Source organism: Nonomuraea sp. NPDC005650, from assembly GCF_040605375.1.
Lineage (GTDB): Bacteria > Actinomycetota > Actinomycetes > Streptosporangiales > Streptosporangiaceae > Nonomuraea.
Genome location: NZ_JBEXCR010000003.1, coordinates 395279 through 410516 on the forward strand (window position 1 = coordinate 395279; position 15238 = coordinate 410516).

The 15238-nt window shown below is 71.3% G+C and carries 12 protein-coding genes; 5 read left to right on the forward strand and 7 right to left on the reverse strand.

What is annotated here, in order from left to right:
- Nucleotides 1-65: 65 nt before the first annotated feature.
- Together ABZS69_RS07320 and ABZS69_RS07325 are read right to left on the reverse strand one after the other, a co-directional pair.
- A complete protein-coding gene (locus ABZS69_RS07320; RefSeq protein WP_355367968.1) occupies nucleotides 66-1532 on the reverse strand; it encodes a PH domain-containing protein in 1467 nt (488 codons plus the stop codon).
- Nucleotides 1533-1783: 251 nt separating this feature from the next.
- Nucleotides 1784-2305, reverse strand: coding sequence for a PH domain-containing protein (locus tag ABZS69_RS07325; protein ID WP_355367971.1), 522 nt, complete (start codon nucleotides 2303-2305; stop codon nucleotides 1784-1786).
- A gap of 658 nt (nucleotides 2306-2963) precedes the next feature.
- On the opposite strand from ABZS69_RS07325, the gene ABZS69_RS07330 reads away from it, so the two are divergent.
- The 3 genes from ABZS69_RS07330 to ABZS69_RS07340 all read left to right on the forward strand — a co-directional run bounded on the left by ABZS69_RS07330 (nucleotide 2964) and on the right by ABZS69_RS07340 (nucleotide 7421).
- Nucleotides 2964-3506 (forward strand): YbhB/YbcL family Raf kinase inhibitor-like protein, encoded by a 543-nt coding sequence (locus tag ABZS69_RS07330; protein ID WP_355367974.1) that lies wholly within the window; start codon nucleotides 2964-2966, stop codon nucleotides 3504-3506.
- A 183-nt stretch (nucleotides 3507-3689) separates the two neighbouring features.
- The gene (locus tag ABZS69_RS07335; RefSeq protein ID WP_355367977.1) at nucleotides 3690-5111 is read left to right on the forward strand and encodes a hypothetical protein; all 1422 of its coding nucleotides are present in this window, start codon (nucleotides 3690-3692) and stop codon (nucleotides 5109-5111) included.
- A gap of 81 nt (nucleotides 5112-5192) precedes the next feature.
- Nucleotides 5193-7421 carry a bifunctional SulP family inorganic anion transporter/carbonic anhydrase gene (locus ABZS69_RS07340; RefSeq protein ID WP_355367980.1) on the forward strand — a complete coding sequence of 743 codons (2229 nt, stop codon included), beginning with the start codon at nucleotides 5193-5195 and terminating at the stop codon, nucleotides 7419-7421.
- Nucleotides 7422-7759: 338 nt separating this feature from the next.
- Here ABZS69_RS07340 and ABZS69_RS07345 read toward each other — a convergent pair whose 3' ends face one another.
- The 3 genes from ABZS69_RS07345 to ABZS69_RS07355 form a co-directional block, all read right to left on the reverse strand.
- Nucleotides 7760-8824, reverse strand: coding sequence for a M20 family metallopeptidase (locus ABZS69_RS07345; RefSeq protein ID WP_355367983.1), 1065 nt, complete (start codon nucleotides 8822-8824; stop codon nucleotides 7760-7762).
- Nucleotides 8825-9588: 764 nt separating this feature from the next.
- Nucleotides 9589-10617, reverse strand: coding sequence for a dipeptidase (locus ABZS69_RS07350; protein WP_355367986.1), 1029 nt, complete (start codon nucleotides 10615-10617; stop codon nucleotides 9589-9591).
- A 214-nt stretch (nucleotides 10618-10831) separates the two neighbouring features.
- Nucleotides 10832-11449, reverse strand: a complete 618-nt coding sequence (locus tag ABZS69_RS07355) for a TetR/AcrR family transcriptional regulator (protein WP_355367989.1) — start codon at nucleotides 11447-11449, stop codon at nucleotides 10832-10834.
- A 93-nt stretch (nucleotides 11450-11542) separates the two neighbouring features.
- Here ABZS69_RS07355 and ABZS69_RS07360 point away from each other — a divergent pair, with 93 nt between their 5' ends.
- Both ABZS69_RS07360 and ABZS69_RS07365 read left to right on the forward strand, forming a co-directional pair.
- Nucleotides 11543-12475 carry an SDR family NAD(P)-dependent oxidoreductase gene (locus ABZS69_RS07360; RefSeq protein WP_355367992.1) on the forward strand — a complete coding sequence of 311 codons (933 nt, stop codon included), beginning with the start codon at nucleotides 11543-11545 and terminating at the stop codon, nucleotides 12473-12475.
- Between the two features lie 95 nt (nucleotides 12476-12570).
- Entirely contained in the window at nucleotides 12571-13020 is a 450-nt protein-coding gene (locus tag ABZS69_RS07365; protein WP_355367995.1) for a DUF2871 domain-containing protein, read from the forward strand.
- A gap of 33 nt (nucleotides 13021-13053) precedes the next feature.
- Here the strand turns inward: ABZS69_RS07365 and ABZS69_RS07370 are convergent, their stop codons facing one another.
- A complete protein-coding gene (locus ABZS69_RS07370; RefSeq protein ID WP_355367998.1) occupies nucleotides 13054-13968 on the reverse strand; it encodes an RNA polymerase sigma-70 factor in 915 nt (304 codons plus the stop codon).
- Nucleotides 13965-15164 (reverse strand): FAD-dependent oxidoreductase, encoded by a 1200-nt coding sequence (locus ABZS69_RS07375; protein WP_355368001.1) that lies wholly within the window; start codon nucleotides 15162-15164, stop codon nucleotides 13965-13967. Before ABZS69_RS07375 ends, ABZS69_RS07370 begins: the two co-directional genes overlap by 4 nt.
- Nucleotides 15165-15238: the final 74 nt, after the last annotated feature.

Below are 15238 nucleotides of genomic sequence, written 5' to 3' on the forward strand. Positions count from 1 at the left end.
ACAACCAACCGCCGAGAGTCCGGCCCGGAGCGGTACCGAAGGCCACGACAACCCGGCGCCGGTGGTCAGGCTGCGGGAGGTGTGCGGGGCTCGTCGAGGAAAGGCGCGAGCCACTCCGGCGTCACCTCGGCGGGGAACGCCGCCCCCTGGGCCACCGACACGTCGATCGCCGAGTAGCCCCCCTTGCCCGCCCCGACCCCGACGATCAGCGTGAGCACCCCGGCCCGCCGCTGGAACCACGTCTGCCGCAGCCGCCACCCCACCACGGCCCGGCGTTCGATCACGGCCTGGGAGCGCCGCAGCGACCCCGACCGCACCGCCACCCGCACCCCGTCGTAGCCGTGCCCCAGTGACGCGTACCGGTCGAGCCCCAGCGGGATCCCGGCCCCGGCCAGCAGCAGCGCCGGCACCAGCAGGATCCACCAAAGGATCATCCCCGTCGCCCAGATACCCACGGCGCCCGCCACCGCCAGCACGGCCCACGGGAAGACGGCGCGGAACAGGCGGCGGTTGCGCGCCACGGGCGGGTGCCGGCGGAGTTCGGCACGGTAGGGGCCGATGGCCTCCGCGGTCACCTGGTACGCCACGCCCCGGGGCACGTCGGGCAGCAGTTGCCCGCGCGTCTCGGAGTCGCCCAGCCCCGTGACGATGGCCCAGGCGCGTACGACTCCGGCCCAGCGTTCGGCGAGCCCGTCCACTATCTCGTAGCCGCGCACCCGGGCGGACTCCAGCGACACGCTGCGCCGGTTGATCAGCCCCCGCTCCGCCACCAGGTAGCCGTCGCGGTGCTTGAGCTTGAAGTCCCAGTTGAAGACCGCGTACATCAGCCCGCCCACGAACGGCATCGCCACCACGAGCAGCAGCGCCACGGCCACCAGCAGGTAGGGGTGGTCCCAGATCCACTGCCCCGCGCTCCAGGCGGTGTCCTGGTCGAAGCCGAGTTCGTCGCCCCACTGGAACGCCAGGCCCACGGCGCCGCCGGCGAGGGCGAAGGGGGTCAGCAGGTACGCGCCCGACAGCGGCCCGTACAGCAGCCACCTCCGCGGCACCCCGATGATCAGCCGCTCCCGGGGCGCCGCCACGTCGGACACCTGCGCCTCGGGCCGGGGCGCGCGGCGCAGCAGCACCGACTTGAGCCGTTCGGCCTCCTCCAGCGTGACCCCGTCGAGCCCGGCCTCCTCGTCGTCGCCGCTGGCCCCGGTGTCGATCTTGAGCACGGCCAGGCCGAGCAGGCGGTGCAGGGGCGGCGTGGACACGTCGACGCCGCGGATCCGCTCCAGCGGGATGGTGCGGATGGACCGGCTGATCAGCGACCGCTTGGTCTCCAGCCGGTCGCCGAAGATCTCGTACGAGAAGGTGGCCCACCTGATGATCGCGAACACCACGGTGCCCCCCACGCCCATGGCCGCCCAGCCGTAGGAGTGGGCCGAGAACCCGCCCACGAACAGCACGCCGACCAGCGGCAGGAGGAGGGAGGGCAGCATGCGTACAGGGTCGATGAGCAGCACCTTGGGGCTCAGCCGCAGCGGCACCCGGACCGGAGGACCCGGAGGACCGCTCCACGGCCCGGGCGCCTGCCCGCTCCCGTCACCGCCCGGCGGCACACCCCCGGGCGAGAACGGCGCCCCGTGCCAGGGCTGCGGTTCGCCCGGAGGGCGAGGGCCGAGCCGAGGTGCCGGATCCCCCTGCGCGGACAGACCGGACTGAGGCTGAGAGGGAGGATCGGGCTGAGGGGGAAGGCCAGGATGAGGGTGCGGGTCGCCCTGCGGATGGCGGGGGTCGGTCATGTCGCGTCGTCCCTGAGCGCCTCGGCCCGGTGCGCGAGCTGCTCGGCCAGCCCGGCCGCCACCCCGTAGTCAAGGCCCTTGATCGTCGAGGACCCGGCGTGGGACGCGGTACGGATCTCGAGCGTGGCCAGCCCGAGCAGCCGCTCCAGCCACCCTTGCCCCTTGTCCACCGTCTGGATGCGGCTCACGGGCACGAACACCCACTCCCTGGTCAAGAACCCCGACCGCGCGTAGACGACGTCCCCTGAGAGCTCCCAGCGATGCACGGCGTACCGTACGAACGGCTCGGCCACCAGGAACGGCCCCGTCAGCAGCACGACCGCGGCGGGCAGCAGCCAGGAGTTGTCGGCGAACCAGCCGGGCACCCACGACCAGCCGCTCCCGCCGACCCACCGCGCCACCAGCAGCGAGCCGCCGAGGAAGAACACGAACGCGACCAGCGATTCGAGCAGCCACAGCCGGACGGCCTTCGGCGAGACTCGGTTCGCCGGATCGCGCAGGGGGCCAGTTGACGTCACATGCCCAGCTTAGGGCGCGCGGCGGGAAGGCGATCGGCCCGCGAGCCCGTAAAGATCGACCGGGATCCCCGGCGTGTCTGCCGCCGCGCGCCTTCGCCCCGGTGCCATGCTCGGTGGCGGCCGGCCGCAGGCTGTCGAGCTTGGCCACGTCGGCGGCGCCACGTACGTGCCAACCAGGCTCGGCCAGCGCATGACCGCACCACCGCGCGAGCGCCTCACGCAACGTGGCAGCCGCCGTCCACCCCGCGCTGACGGTCACCCCTCGAAACCGGCGGCCCGCCGAGCGTGAGGGCCGGACCGTGAGAAACCCCGCGAATCACCGCCGATGCCTACATCCAGGGATGGATCTGGCGCACCTGGTTTTTGCGACGCCGCCGTGACCGAAATCGGTGTCTGTTTTGTCGGATCCCGCGCAAGACCCGGCCCGCTCTCCCCCCGCGTCGAACCAGCAGGCCAGGATGGGTCCCGAGGCCCGGCCCGATTGTGCTCTCCCAGGAGACACGCGGGCCACTCCTGTGGCCAACGTCACTACGCGGATCCCGCGATTCTCCCCTGTTTCGGATCCTTTACCGAGCACCGACCATCGAGAAACGGTCTGCGCACCGCCGAGAGCCGCGTAGCATCGTCCGGCATGGGGCTGTGTAACGCGGCAGCACGTATGCGACGCATCGCCGTCAGTGTGACGGCGGTGACCGTGGCGTTCGCGTTGGCCGGTTGCGGCGGCTTCATCGGCAGATCTCAGGCCAAGGACATCGCGGAGATCAACGTCTCCAGCCCGGAGTTGGGGGAGGGCAAGCCGCTCCCCGCCGAATACTCCTGCCGGGGCGGCGAGGGCAGTCCCCCGCTGCGCTGGTCGAGCCCGCCACTGTCCGAGGCGAAGTCGATCGCGATCGTGGTCGACTCCCATACATCATCCGAGTCGGCCGTGAACTGGGTGCTCTACAACATCCCGGCGACCACGACCGAGCTGGGGCCCAACGCCGCGGCGAGCCCTCCTGACGGGTCCAGCCAGGCGAAGGTGACCGGCGGCAAGGAGGGCTACGAGCCCCCTTGCAAAAGCCCGGGCAGCTATCGATTCACCGTCTACACGTTGAACGGCAAGGTCGTCGTCCAGCAGGGTGCCGAGCTCCCCGACATCCTGAAAGAGATCGCGGACAAGACCATCGCCCGGGGTCGGCTCACAGCAGTCGACATCCAGTGAGAGAGCGAACACAGCAGGTAGTCGGGTGTACCAATTCTTCACGTAGGGTGTGACAACGCTCATAGTGGTCCGACACAATCAGATCCAATCGTTAGGCACTGGTGATCAAAGGGGGCAGGTCGCGTCGATGGCCGCGCGATCTCACCGGCGCCGAAGGGAGGCCATGGCTTTGAGGGTGGTGCAATGATCGCGGTCGTAGTGAGCTTGGTCGCCGTCGTGCTCCTCGTGCTCGTCGTCGTGGCACTGGGCATGCGTTCGATGAGTCGCCGGGAGAGTTCCCTCCCTCCGGAACGGCTGAAGGAGATGGCCGAGAAGGAGGAGAGGACCCAGACGCGGTCCACTGACGAGTTCGCCTCGCACGAGCCTCGCATGGCCAATTTCAGCCCGGATTTCAGCCCCATCGGCGAGCGCGAGCCCAAACCGGTGCGCACCGGTCAGCGTGGCAGGCGCGGCGTCGACGAGTGGGGCAACCCGTCCACCGATGACGACGACGAGGAGTTCTGGGCCAACATCCGCAGCGACGCGGAAGAAGGCGGCTTCGGCGCGGGCGGCACCGTGGCGGCCAGGAAGGGCGCCTCCCGTCCGGTCGAGCGCGAAAAGCCCGCAGCGGAGCGCCCCGCCGCCCCCAAGCGCCAGGAACGCGCCGCCAAGCCGCGGCCCGTCGCCGCCTCCGCCGCCGTCGACCCCGACGCGACCACCGTCCAGGCCCCCCTCCCGCAGCGCCAGCCGGCCCCCGCCGCGGCCAACCTCGCTGACCTGGTGGAGCCCGCCAAGCGTCCCGCCCCGTCCAAGCCGGAGCCGGTGGACCAGCGCACGGTGACGTTCGCGGCCCCGACGGCCGACGTGATGAGCATCCTGGGCCCGGGCGCCCAGCCGGTCCCCTCCCCGCGCCCCGACTCCCTGTCGTCCAACAACTCGCCGAGGAGCGGCACCGGCTCCTTCCCTGCGGCCCCGGCAGCCGGCGGCGCCTTCCCGGCCAACCCCGTGAGCCAGCCCAACGGGAGCGGCGCCTACCCCGCCACCCCCGCCACGAGCGGCTCCTTCCCCGCCCAGCCGGCCCCCATCCACGGCGCGCCCACCAGCGACCCGTTCCCCGCCTACACCAACGCGGCGGAGACCACCTGGACCAACCCGCCCGCGACGCCCTCCTCGTCCGGCTCCTGGCCCGCGCAGCCCGACATCCTCGACGACCCCACCCCCGCCGCCGGCTACGGCAGCTCCTGGCCGGCGTTCGAGCAGCCCGCCGCGCGCTCGTCCTATCCCGCCTCGTACGAGGTGCGCTCCGGCTGGGCGGTGGCCGACGACTCCGAGCCGCTCACCGGCCCCACCCCCGCCTCCAGCACCCCGACCGTGCCCGGCAGGACGGTCTCGGCCTACGACGACGTGCTGTCGTCGACCTCGACTCCGGTCCCCCCGACGCCGCCGGGGGCCCCGTTCGCGTACGAGACGGGCGACATCACCACCGCCCCGGCCGCCGCCTGGCCGGAGCCGCCGTCGAGCGCGACCTCATGGCCGACGTACGGCTCCCAGAACGGCAACAACGGCGGCAACGGCAACCACCGCCGCTCCTCCGAGCAGGAGCACCCGCACGACTACTACCGGTGAGCCCACGCGCCCATTATTAATGCGTAAAACCAGCGTGAGACGGTCTTAAAGCAGGGTCGATGGAGCAATAGGGTTTGCTCCATGATCCCCGACACGAAGAGTAGCTGGCTGAGCACCCTCCGGCATGACGTGCCAGCCTCGCTCGTGGTTTTCCTCGTCGCGGTGCCCCTCTCTCTGGGCATCGCGATGGCCTCCGGCGCGCCGCTGGCCGCCGGGTTGATCGCCGCCGTGGTGGGCGGGATCGTGGCCGGCGCGCTCGGCGGATCCGCCGTACAGGTCAGCGGGCCCGCCGCCGGGCTGTCGCTGGTGGTCGTGGATCTCGTGCAGACGTACGGATGGCGCGCCACCTGCATGATCACGCTGCTGGCGGGGGCCGTGCAGCTCCTGCTGGGCGTGTTCAAGGCGGCCAGGGCGGCACTCGCGGTGTCGCCGGCGGTCATCCACGGCATGCTGGCGGCCGTCGGCGTGATCATCGCCCTCGCCCAGCTCCACGTGGTGCTGGGCGGCAGCTCGCAGCGTTCGGCCGTGGCCAACCTGATCGAGCTGCCCGGCCAGATCGCCGACCTGCACGGCCACAAGGTCGCCGTCGGGCTGCTCACGATCTCGGTGCTGGCGCTGTGGACGCGGCTGCCCAAGCGGGTCAAGGTCGTGCCCGCGCCGCTGGTGGCGCTGCTCGTGGCGGCGGGGACGGCGTGGGCGTTCGGCTGGGACGTCACGCGCGTGGACCTGTCCCACAGCGTCACCGAGTGGGCCTTCCCCGTCCTGCCGCACGGCGACTGGCACCTGATCGTGGGGGCGGTGCTGCTGGTGGCGCTGCTGGCCGGGTGCGAGTCGCTGCTGTGCTGCGTGGCGGTGGACGGGATGCACGGCAGTCGCCGCGCCGACCTCGACCAGGAGCTGACCGGCCAGGGCGTCGCGAACATGGTCACCGGCGCCCTCGGCGGCCTGCCGGTGGCCGGGGTGATCGTGCGCAGCACCGCGAACGTGCAGGCGGGCGGGCGTTCGCGCTGGTCGGCGATCCTGCACGGGGTGTGGGTGCTGGTGTTCGCGATCGGGTTCGGCTGGTCGATCAAGCTGATCCCGCTGGAGGCGCTGGCGGCGTTGCTGGTGTTCATCGGCGTGCAGATGGTGAACCTCGGTCACATCAAGAAGGTGCACGGCCATGGCGAGGTGCCCGTCTACGTCGTGACGATGGTCACCGTCATCGTGCTCGGGCTGGCCGAGGGCGTGGTGGTGGGGCTGATCCTGGCCGCGCTGCTCGCGCTGCGCCGCCTGACCTGGGTCACGGTCCTGAAGCGCGAGGGCGTCGACGGCCGGCTGCACGTGACGGTCTCCGGCTCGCTGACGTTCCTGGGGGTGCCCAGGCTCACGCACGAGCTGCGGACGATCGCCGCGGGCACCGCCGTGGACCTCGACCTGAACATCGACTTCATGGACAACGCCGCCTTCGAGGCCATCCACTCCTGGCGGCTGGACCACGAGCGCATGGGCGGCATGGTCGACATCGACGAGCTGCACGACGAGTGGTACACGCTGGCGGCCAGCGGCGCGCGCATGTTCCCCGTGAAGTCGCCGCCCAAGGTGCCGGATCGCTGGTGGCTGCCGTGGTCGCACCGCCGTCGTCCCGTCCGTCCCTCGGCTCCCGACTCCACCGAGGCCGAATGCCTGCTGACGGCGGGGGCGCGCGAGTACCACCGGCGTACGGCGCCGCTGGTCCGGCCCATCTTCACCGAGCTGGCCCGCAAGCAGCAGCCGTCGCACCTGTTCATCACGTGCGCCGACTCCCGGATCGTGCCGAGCCTCATCACCGCGAGCGGCCCGGGCGACCTGTTCACCGTGCGCAACATCGGCAACCTGGTGCCGCGCAGGGGCTCCGAACCGCACGACGACTCGATGGTGGCGGCGGTCGAGTACGCCACGCAGGTCCTCGGCGTACACACGATCACGGTGTGCGGGCACTCGGGCTGCGGCGCCATGGCGGGGGTGCTGAGCGGCGGGGTGCAGGCGGGCAGCCTGCCGGGGCTGAGGAGGTGGCTGCGGCACGGGAACCACAGCCTGGCCACGTTCATCGAGACCGAGGGCGACCGGCTGCACAGCGGTGCTCTGGACGTGTTGTGCCGGGTCAACGTGCAGCAGCAGCTGGAGAACCTGCGCACGTACCGGAAGGTCGACGAGCAGGTGCGCGCCGGGAAGCTGGAGCTGGTGGGGCTCTACTTCGACATCGGCTCGGCCCGGGTGCACATGGTCCCGCCGCTGCCGGGCGGCCGTGCGCAGGTGGGGAGCGGGCGGGTGAGCGCCGCTTCTGAGTAATCGTGCGCAGACGGGGCGGTGGGGGCGGATTAGTGTCGCGTGGGCCGGCGAGGTTCTCCACGTGCCCATGGCGTCCCTCGCCACGCCGGTCCTGACTCCCAGGGGCCGGAGGGGCGGAGGCGCCCGCTGCCAAGCTACGTCCCGAAAGGGGCCGCTGACGGTAGCAAGACAACGGACCACCGCCTCCGCCCCTCACCACCTCCCCCTCACCGCCTCCCCCCTCACCACCTCCCCCGAGCATCTCCCGCAGCCGACCGAACGCGCGGCTCAGCGAACGCGCAGCTCAGCGAACGCGCGGCTGACCGGGCGCACAGCTCAGCGGGCGCGCAGCCTACCGATTACGCGCGAACGGCTTCGATCAGGGCCCGTAGGAGGGCGGTGCGCCGTGGCATCTCGGCGAGGATGACGTGCTCGTCGTCCGCGTGCGCCCCGCCGCCGACCGCGCCCAGCCCGTCGAGGGTCGGGCAGCCGACTCCCGCCGTGAAGTTGCCGTCCGAGGCGCCGCCCACCGAAGCCGAGGTCAGCGGCCCCACTCCCAGGTCCGACGCCAGCTCCTGCGCCAGCGCGTACAGCGAAGCCGACATCGCGCTCTCGAGCGGCGGCCGGTTGGGACCGCCGAGGACCTCCAGGCGGGTGCCGGGCAGGACCGGCCGGAGCCCGTGGAAGGCGGCGTCCACCCGAGCCTGCTCCGACATCTCGGCCACCCGCACGTCCACCTCGATCGAGGCCGCGGCGGGGACGGTGTTGCGTGACGTGCCGCCCGACAAGACCGTCGGCGTGACAGTGGTGGCCCCTGAGCCCATGGCCGCGATGGCCAGGATCTGGTGTGCCAGCTCGATCCCGGCGTTCACCCCCTTCTCCGGCTCGAGCCCGGCGTGCGCGGCCCGGCCCCGGACGTTGACGGTGTAGAGGGCGGTGCCCTTGCGGGACGTCTTCAGCGCACCGCCGTCGGCACTTGCCTCCATGACGAACGCGGCGACCAGCCCGCGGGCAGTCTCCTTGATCAGCCCGGACGAGGTACGCGAGCCACACTCCTCGTCACCGTTGATCAGCAGGGTGATGCCGTCGAGTGAGCCGAGCCCGGCCAGCGCGTGGAACGTCTGCACCAGCCCCGCCTTCATGTCGAACACCCCCGGCCCCCGCGCCACGCCGTCCACCACGGACCAAGGGTGGGTGGCGAGAGTGCCGATCGGCCACACGGTGTCGTGGTGGCACAGCAGGAACACCTTGGGCGTGCCGAACGTCCAGCGCAGATGCGTGACGCCGTCGATCACGAGGAACTCGGGCTGCGCGCCCAGATAGCGGGCTCCCATCGCCGCCACGACCTTCGCGCTGCGGGCCACGGCTTCCAGATCGTGGGTGAACGACTCGCACAACACCAGCTCTTCGAGATCCTCGATCATGCCGCCCCTCCGTAGAGCTCACGCTTCATTCCGTTTCCTCTCCGCCGCCGCCCTCGCACATCGGCCCGGTCCCCCTCCGAAGAGGAAGGAGGCGATGCGCACGCTGACACCCTCACCACCTGCTCGCCGCAGCAAGCGATGCACGTTGCCGCCGCCGGAACCGACTCACCGCCCAAGAGCCTGGGCACACCACCGCTGACCCGAGCCGACCCCCACCTAGGAACCGGCGCACGTCGCCACTGACCGAACCGGCCCCTCTCTCGGAAACCAGCGCACGCCGCAACCGGCCCCCCTTCCGGGAAGCAGCGAACGAACCCGCTGACCCGAACCGGCCCCCTCCTGGGAACCACCGCAGGTCGCCGCCAACCGCAACCGGCTCCCCTCCCGGGAACCGTCGCACGCCGCCACCAACCGGAACCGGCCCCCTCCCGGGAGCCAACGCACGCCGCCGCCAACCTCGACCCACTACTCGCCTAGAAACCAGCACACGCTGCCGCCGACACCATCAGTCGTTCACCCAGGAGACGGCGCACGCCACCGCCGCCAACTCCACCGACTACTCGTCCAGACAGCGCCCACGCTGCCGCCGCCACAACCAGTTCCCCGCCCGGGGACCAGCCCACCTTGTCGCCAACGCCATCAGTCGCTCACCCAGGAGGCGGCACAGGCCGCCGCCAACTCCACCTGCTACTTACCCGGAAAGCGGCGCATATTTCCATCGGCCGGACCAGCTCCTTGCCCGGGAACGGCGCCGGTGCCGCCGATCACGCCAGTTGTTCGCCCAGGAAGCGGTGCACGTTGCCGCCGATGATCTTGATGACGTCCTTCTCCGGGAGGCCGCGGGCGAGCAGGCCCTCCGTGACCATGGGCAGGCCCGAAGGCCCCTCCAGCCCTGGGATCGCCGATTTCGGGTCGACGCCCCTCGTGTTGAGGCCCTCGCAGCACGGCGGCGTCAGGTCGTCCATGACCTCGCGGATGAAGTCGGGGCCCAGCCCGACGTGGTCGATCCCGGCGACGGACACCATGTGCTCGATGTGGTCGAGCAGGCGGTCGAGGGTCATGTCCTCCTCGCGGTCGGCGAGGAAGGGGGCGAAGAAGTTGACGCAGATCACGCCGCCCGTGGCGGCCACGGCGCGAAGCTGATCGTCGGTGAGGTTGCGGTGGTGGTCGCGCAGCGCCCTGGCGGAGGAGTGGGTGGCCAGGACCGGCCTGGTGGCCAGCTCCAGGACGTGCGCCACACCGGAGGCGCCCAGGTGGGAGACGTCGAAGACGATCCCGAGCCGCTCCATCTCCGCCAGCGCCGCGATGCCGTGGGAGGTCAGGCCGCTGCCCGTGGCGTCCTCACCGCTGCCGTCGGCCAGCGGTGTGCGCCCGAAGTGCGCGATGGACGCCACCCGCACGCCGAGGCGGTGAACGGTCGAGATCAACTCGACGTCGGCGTCGATGCCCGGCATGCTCTCCAGCGCGATCACCAGAGCGATCTTGCCCTCGTCGAGTGTGCGGTCGATGTCGGCCGCGTTCAGACATATCCGAACGTGGTCGGGATTGCCCTCGGCGAGCACGTGCGCACATTCGATCATGCGCAACGTCTGCCTCAGCGCCCCCTCCGGGCGGTACTGGTCGTCGATGAAGACCGGCAGGACCTGCAGATCGACCCCGCCCTCGACGAGCTGGGGCAGCCATCTCTCCCGGAAGAACGAGGCCCACTGCTTGGGCGGACGCGCGGAGACGGCCATGAGCAGATCGTTGTGGGTGTCGGCCACGACTGCGCGCTGATGGAGCGGAAGCGTCATGGGTGGACGTTATCGCGAGGGCCGGACCTGCTCCAATGCGCCCAGGGTCCGATTTTTTGGATCACTTGTACGACTGTGGGTTGAGGTTCGCCTGGGCCGCCTGGGAGTGGGGCGGCCCGGCGACCGAGGGCGTCACCGCTCTGCGGGCCCGGTCCAGGGAGGCGCCGACCGTGCCGTTGACGCGGCCGATTTCACCCCGAAGGCGTGGCCGGCTTCACCCCGAAGGCGCGACCGGCCTGGCTGTTGACGTGACCGGTGCGTGCGGCTCGGGCCAGCCGGATTCGAGCAGGTCGAAGATGGCGTTCATCGCGCCCGAAGGGTCCGGTTCCGCGCCCGCGAGCTCGGGGATCTCCAGGACGTAGCGGGCGAGCGCGCGTACGGTCATGTCGGCGGGGTCGCGGCCGCTCTCGGCGGCGATCGCCTCGGCCAGGGCCCCCTCCCCTGCCGTCCAGAGCTTGCGCGAGTATTCGCGCAGCGCCGGCGTGCCGACGATCAGGTCGCGCTTGGCCCGCAGCTCGGGCGGGAGATCGTCGGCGAAAGGCCCCCGGCCCGCCAGGCAGCGGCGCAGGGCTTCCAGTACGGACTGACCGGAGGGCCGCTCGCGAACCGCGGCGACCAGCCACACGTGTCGCTCGACGCCGTCGTCGAAGATCAGCGCTTCCTTGCCGTCCGGCACGTGCGCGAACAGCGTGGCGATGGAGACGTCCGCCTCGTCGGCGATCTGCGCGACGGTGACGCCGTCGTACCCGCGCTCGGAGAACAGCCGCAACGCGGCCTCCGACAGCGCCCGGCGGGTCTGTGCCTTCTTGCGCTCGCGGCGCCCCATCGCCATGTCCCCATCGTATTCGAAACCTCGAATCCCTCTGAAACTATAATGACTATAGTTTCAGAGTCAGTTCAGGATTATCGAGACAAGGAGCCGGACATGGCCAGCTGGGACGTACGACGCCTGCCGCGCGCCGAGGGCAGGCGCTTCCTCGTCACCGGCGGCAACGCGGGCATCGGATACTTCGTCGCCGAGCAACTCGCCGGCACCGGCGCAACCGTCGTCCTCGGCAGCCGCGACGCCGCCAAGGCCGAGGCCGCGCGGGCCGCGATCGGCGCCCGCGTCCCCGGCGCGCGCGTCCGCCACATCCGCCTGGACCTCGCCGACCCCTCCTCGATCAAGGCCGCGGCGGACGCCCTGGGCCGGGAAAGACTGGACGCGGTCGTCTGCAACGCCGGAGTGCTGCTCGACCAGCCGCGACGGCGCGTCACCGAGGACCTCGCGGAGCTGATGTTCGCGACCAACCATCTGGGGCACTTCGCGCTGATCCACTGGCTCGCGCCCCTGCTGACGGCCACCCCCGCGAGCCGCGTCGTCACCACCGGCAGCTTCACCGCGAAGTCCGAGAGCCTGGACCTCGACGATCTCCAGAGCGCGCGCGACTACCGGCCCAAGCGCGCCTACGCGCGGTCCAAGCTCGCGCAGATGCTGTTCGGCTTCGAGCTCGACCGCCGCCTGCGCGCCGCCGGGAGCACGACGCTGAGCGTGGTGACCCACCCCGGCGGCGCGCTCGACTCCCTCACGCCCGCACGCCCGCCGGTCCACCTTCCGACCACCGGCGAACGGCTGCGCGGCCTGCCCGCCGGCCTCCTCCTCCAGGGCAAGGAGGCCGCCGCCTGGCCCGCCGTCCGGGCCGTCCTCGACCCGTCCGTACGCGGCGGCCAGCTATGGGGACCCCGGGTCCTCGGGATCCGCGGCCTGCCCGCCCTCGAGCCCGTACGAGGCCACCTGGCCGACGCCGAGCTCGCGGCACGCGTATGGGCAGCCAGCTCTGCCCTGACCGGGCTGGATCCAAGCTCGCACCTCGGGTGAAACCGGCCGGACGCGAATCCCGTTGCAGAATCGGACCGCAGTCCGATAATGTCCTCCCGGCACAACCCCCCTCCGCGAGAGTGAAGGTCAGCACCATGAGGAAGATCCTCAACGTCGCCCACGTCTACATGATCCTCGGACTGGTCAGCGGCCTGTACTACCGCGAGATCACCAAGCTGACCGGCTTCACCGGCGACACGCAGCTGGGCGTCGTCCACACGCACCTGCTCGCGCTCGGGATGCTGTTCTTCCTCGTCGTCCTCGCCCTGGAGAAGCTGTTCGAGTTGACGTCCGTCCGGCTCTTCGGCTGGTTCTTCTGGATCTACAACGCCGGCCTTGCGGTGACCGTCGCCATGATGACCCTCCACGGGACCCTGACCGTCCTCGGCCGGCCCAGCGGCGAACTCATCGCGATCGTCTCCGGACTGGGGCACATCCTCCTGACGGTGGGCCTGATCCTGCTGTTCGTCACCCTGGGCAAGCGCATCCCCGCCAAGTCCGCGCCGGCGAGCGACCCGGCCGAGGCCCAGCCGTCGGCCCTCTGAACGCGCCACCCGGGGGCACGTGGCAAGGAGCCCTCAGGGGGTGCCGACGTCGCGGGTGACCCCGTCGGCGATGGCCTGGAGTTTGTCCGGGTTCGCGATGTTATGGATCGTGGTGATCCGCCCGTCAGCGTCGAAATCGAACGTGACGGTGGCGATCACGCGCCCCAGACCGCTGAACACCACGCCAGGGCCGCCGTTGATCTCGGCCAGCGCAGCGTTCATGTCGGCGGGCTCGACTCCCTGGTAGGCGACCTTGCCGATGGCGCCGAACCAGCCGGCCACCGTCTGCGCGCCCACGACCGGACGCAGGGCCTGGCGCACCTTGCCGCCGCCGTCGGTCCACAGGGTGACGTCCGGGGACAGCAGCTCCATGAGGGTGTTGATGTCGCCTCCGGTCGCGGCGGCGAGGAACCGTTCCGTGACGTCGCGCTGGCGCGTCCGGTTCGCGGCGAACCGGGGCCGCCGGGCCCGTACGTGCTCGCGAGCGCGGTGCGCGGCCTGGCGCACCGCGCTCTCGGAACGCTCCACCGCCTCCGCGATCTCGGCATGGCTGAAGTCGAAGACCTCCTTCAGCACGAACACCGCGCGCTCAAGCGGGCTCAGGGTTTCCAGCACCACCAGCATCGCCGTCGAGACCGACTCGGCGTTCGCGACGTCGTCGGCGGTGTCGCCGGCGGTGAGGATGGGCTCGGGAAGCCACGGCCCCACGTAGGTCTCACGCTGATACCGCGTGGAGCGCAGCCGTTGCAGCGCCAGATTCGACACGATCCGCGCCAGGTACGCCTTGGGGTCGGCCACCTGCGAACGGTCGGCGGCCGACCACTTGATCCAGGCGTCCTGGACCGCGTCCTCGGCGTCCGCCACAGTGCCGAGGATGCGGTAGGCCACGGAGAACAGCAGATTGCGATGCCGGCCGAAAACCTGCTGGTCGGGGGACGAGTGGGTCACCGCACACCCCTGGTGAAACGGCCGCCGCGCGGCCAGAACGCGCCCGAGGCGGGCATCTTCTTCATACGGCCGTAGGTCGGCCAGGGCGAAGCGGTCACCGTCTCCTTATACCGGGCCGCCATCCGGCCGGTCAGATGCACCCGTCGCGGGCTGTCGTCGGGGTGGGTGAACTGCACGACCGCGTCGTTCCGTCCCAGGCTCACCGGCGTGTGGTAGTAACCGAAGCGGAACGGCTTGGGCCGCTTGCCGTCCAGCGTGCGTACGATCGACACCGCGGCGTGCACGCCGGTCGGCATGCCTCCCTGGCAGGTGCCGTGCATGACGCCGTATCCCTGGCGGATCGCCGCGGCGTCGCCCACGGCGTACGCCTCCGGGTGCGACACCGACCGCAACGTGGCGTCGGTGACGACCCGGCCACGCTCGTCCACGGTCAGACCGGCGGCGGCCGCCAGCGGCGACACCCGCGTACCGCTCGTCCAGAGCACGACGTCGGCGGGGACGCTCTCCCCGCCCGCCAGCTCCACCGAGTCCGGCAGCACCTTCGTCACCTCGACCCCGCTGCGCACCTGGACGCCCAGGCGGGCGAGCGCGGCCTGCAGATACGCCTTCGGCCTGGGGCGCATGGCCGCGCCGGGCTCCTGCCGGCCCAGCAGCACGACGTTCAGCTCCGGGTAGCGCTCGGCGATCTCCGCGGCCGACTCGATGCCGGTCAGCCCGCTGCCGCCGACCACGACCGTGCCATGGCCCAGCCGAGCCAGCCGACCGGCCAGCACCTCCGCGTCCTGGGGGCTGTTGAGGGTGTACGCGTGATCCTCCACACCCGGCACCGCCGCCGTGTCGGCCACGCCGCCCAGCCCGTACACCAGCGTGTCGTAGTTCAGCACCCGGTCGTCGTCGATCCGTACGGTCTTCGCGGTCACGTCCACCGCCGTCACCCAGCCGCGCACGAACCGCGCCCCGGTGCCCTCCAGCAGCTCCGGGATGTTCAGCTCGGCGACCTGCTGCCCGGTCGCCGACATGTGCAGCCGCAACCGCTCGATGAACCGCTCCTGCGGGTTCACCAGGGTCACCCGCACGTCCGCTCGCCGCCCGACCCGGGCCGCGAGCTGGACGGCCGCGGCCATGCCCGCGTACCCGGCCCCCAGAACCAGAATCCGATGTGTGGCCGTCGCGCTTGCTTCACGGTTGTCGTTCACTTTTGCGCCTTTCTCCTCGCGCTGACGACCACGTGATGCAAGCAGCCCGCCCGTCCGTGACATGAGCCTGATGT

What these genes read in the sequence shown, in the direction of transcription:
- ABZS69_RS07330 (WP_355367974.1), top strand. Translation starts at nt 2,964, where the DNA reads ATGCGACGCATCGCCGTCAGTGTGACGGCGGTGACCGTGGCGTTCGCG.
- ABZS69_RS07335 (WP_355367977.1), top strand. Translation starts at nt 3,690, where the DNA reads ATGATCGCGGTCGTAGTGAGCTTGGTCGCCGTCGTGCTCCTCGTGCTC.
- ABZS69_RS07340 (WP_355367980.1), top strand. Translation starts at nt 5,193, where the DNA reads ATGATCCCCGACACGAAGAGTAGCTGGCTGAGCACCCTCCGGCATGAC.
- ABZS69_RS07345 (WP_355367983.1), bottom strand. Translation starts at nt 8,824, where the DNA reads ATGATCGAGGATCTCGAAGAGCTGGTGTTGTGCGAGTCGTTCACCCAC.
- ABZS69_RS07350 (WP_355367986.1), bottom strand. Translation starts at nt 10,617, where the DNA reads ATGACGCTTCCGCTCCATCAGCGCGCAGTCGTGGCCGACACCCACAAC.
- ABZS69_RS07355 (WP_355367989.1), bottom strand. Translation starts at nt 11,449, where the DNA reads ATGGCGATGGGGCGCCGCGAGCGCAAGAAGGCACAGACCCGCCGGGCG.
- ABZS69_RS07360 (WP_355367992.1), top strand. Translation starts at nt 11,543, where the DNA reads ATGGCCAGCTGGGACGTACGACGCCTGCCGCGCGCCGAGGGCAGGCGC.
- ABZS69_RS07365 (WP_355367995.1), top strand. Translation starts at nt 12,571, where the DNA reads ATGAGGAAGATCCTCAACGTCGCCCACGTCTACATGATCCTCGGACTG.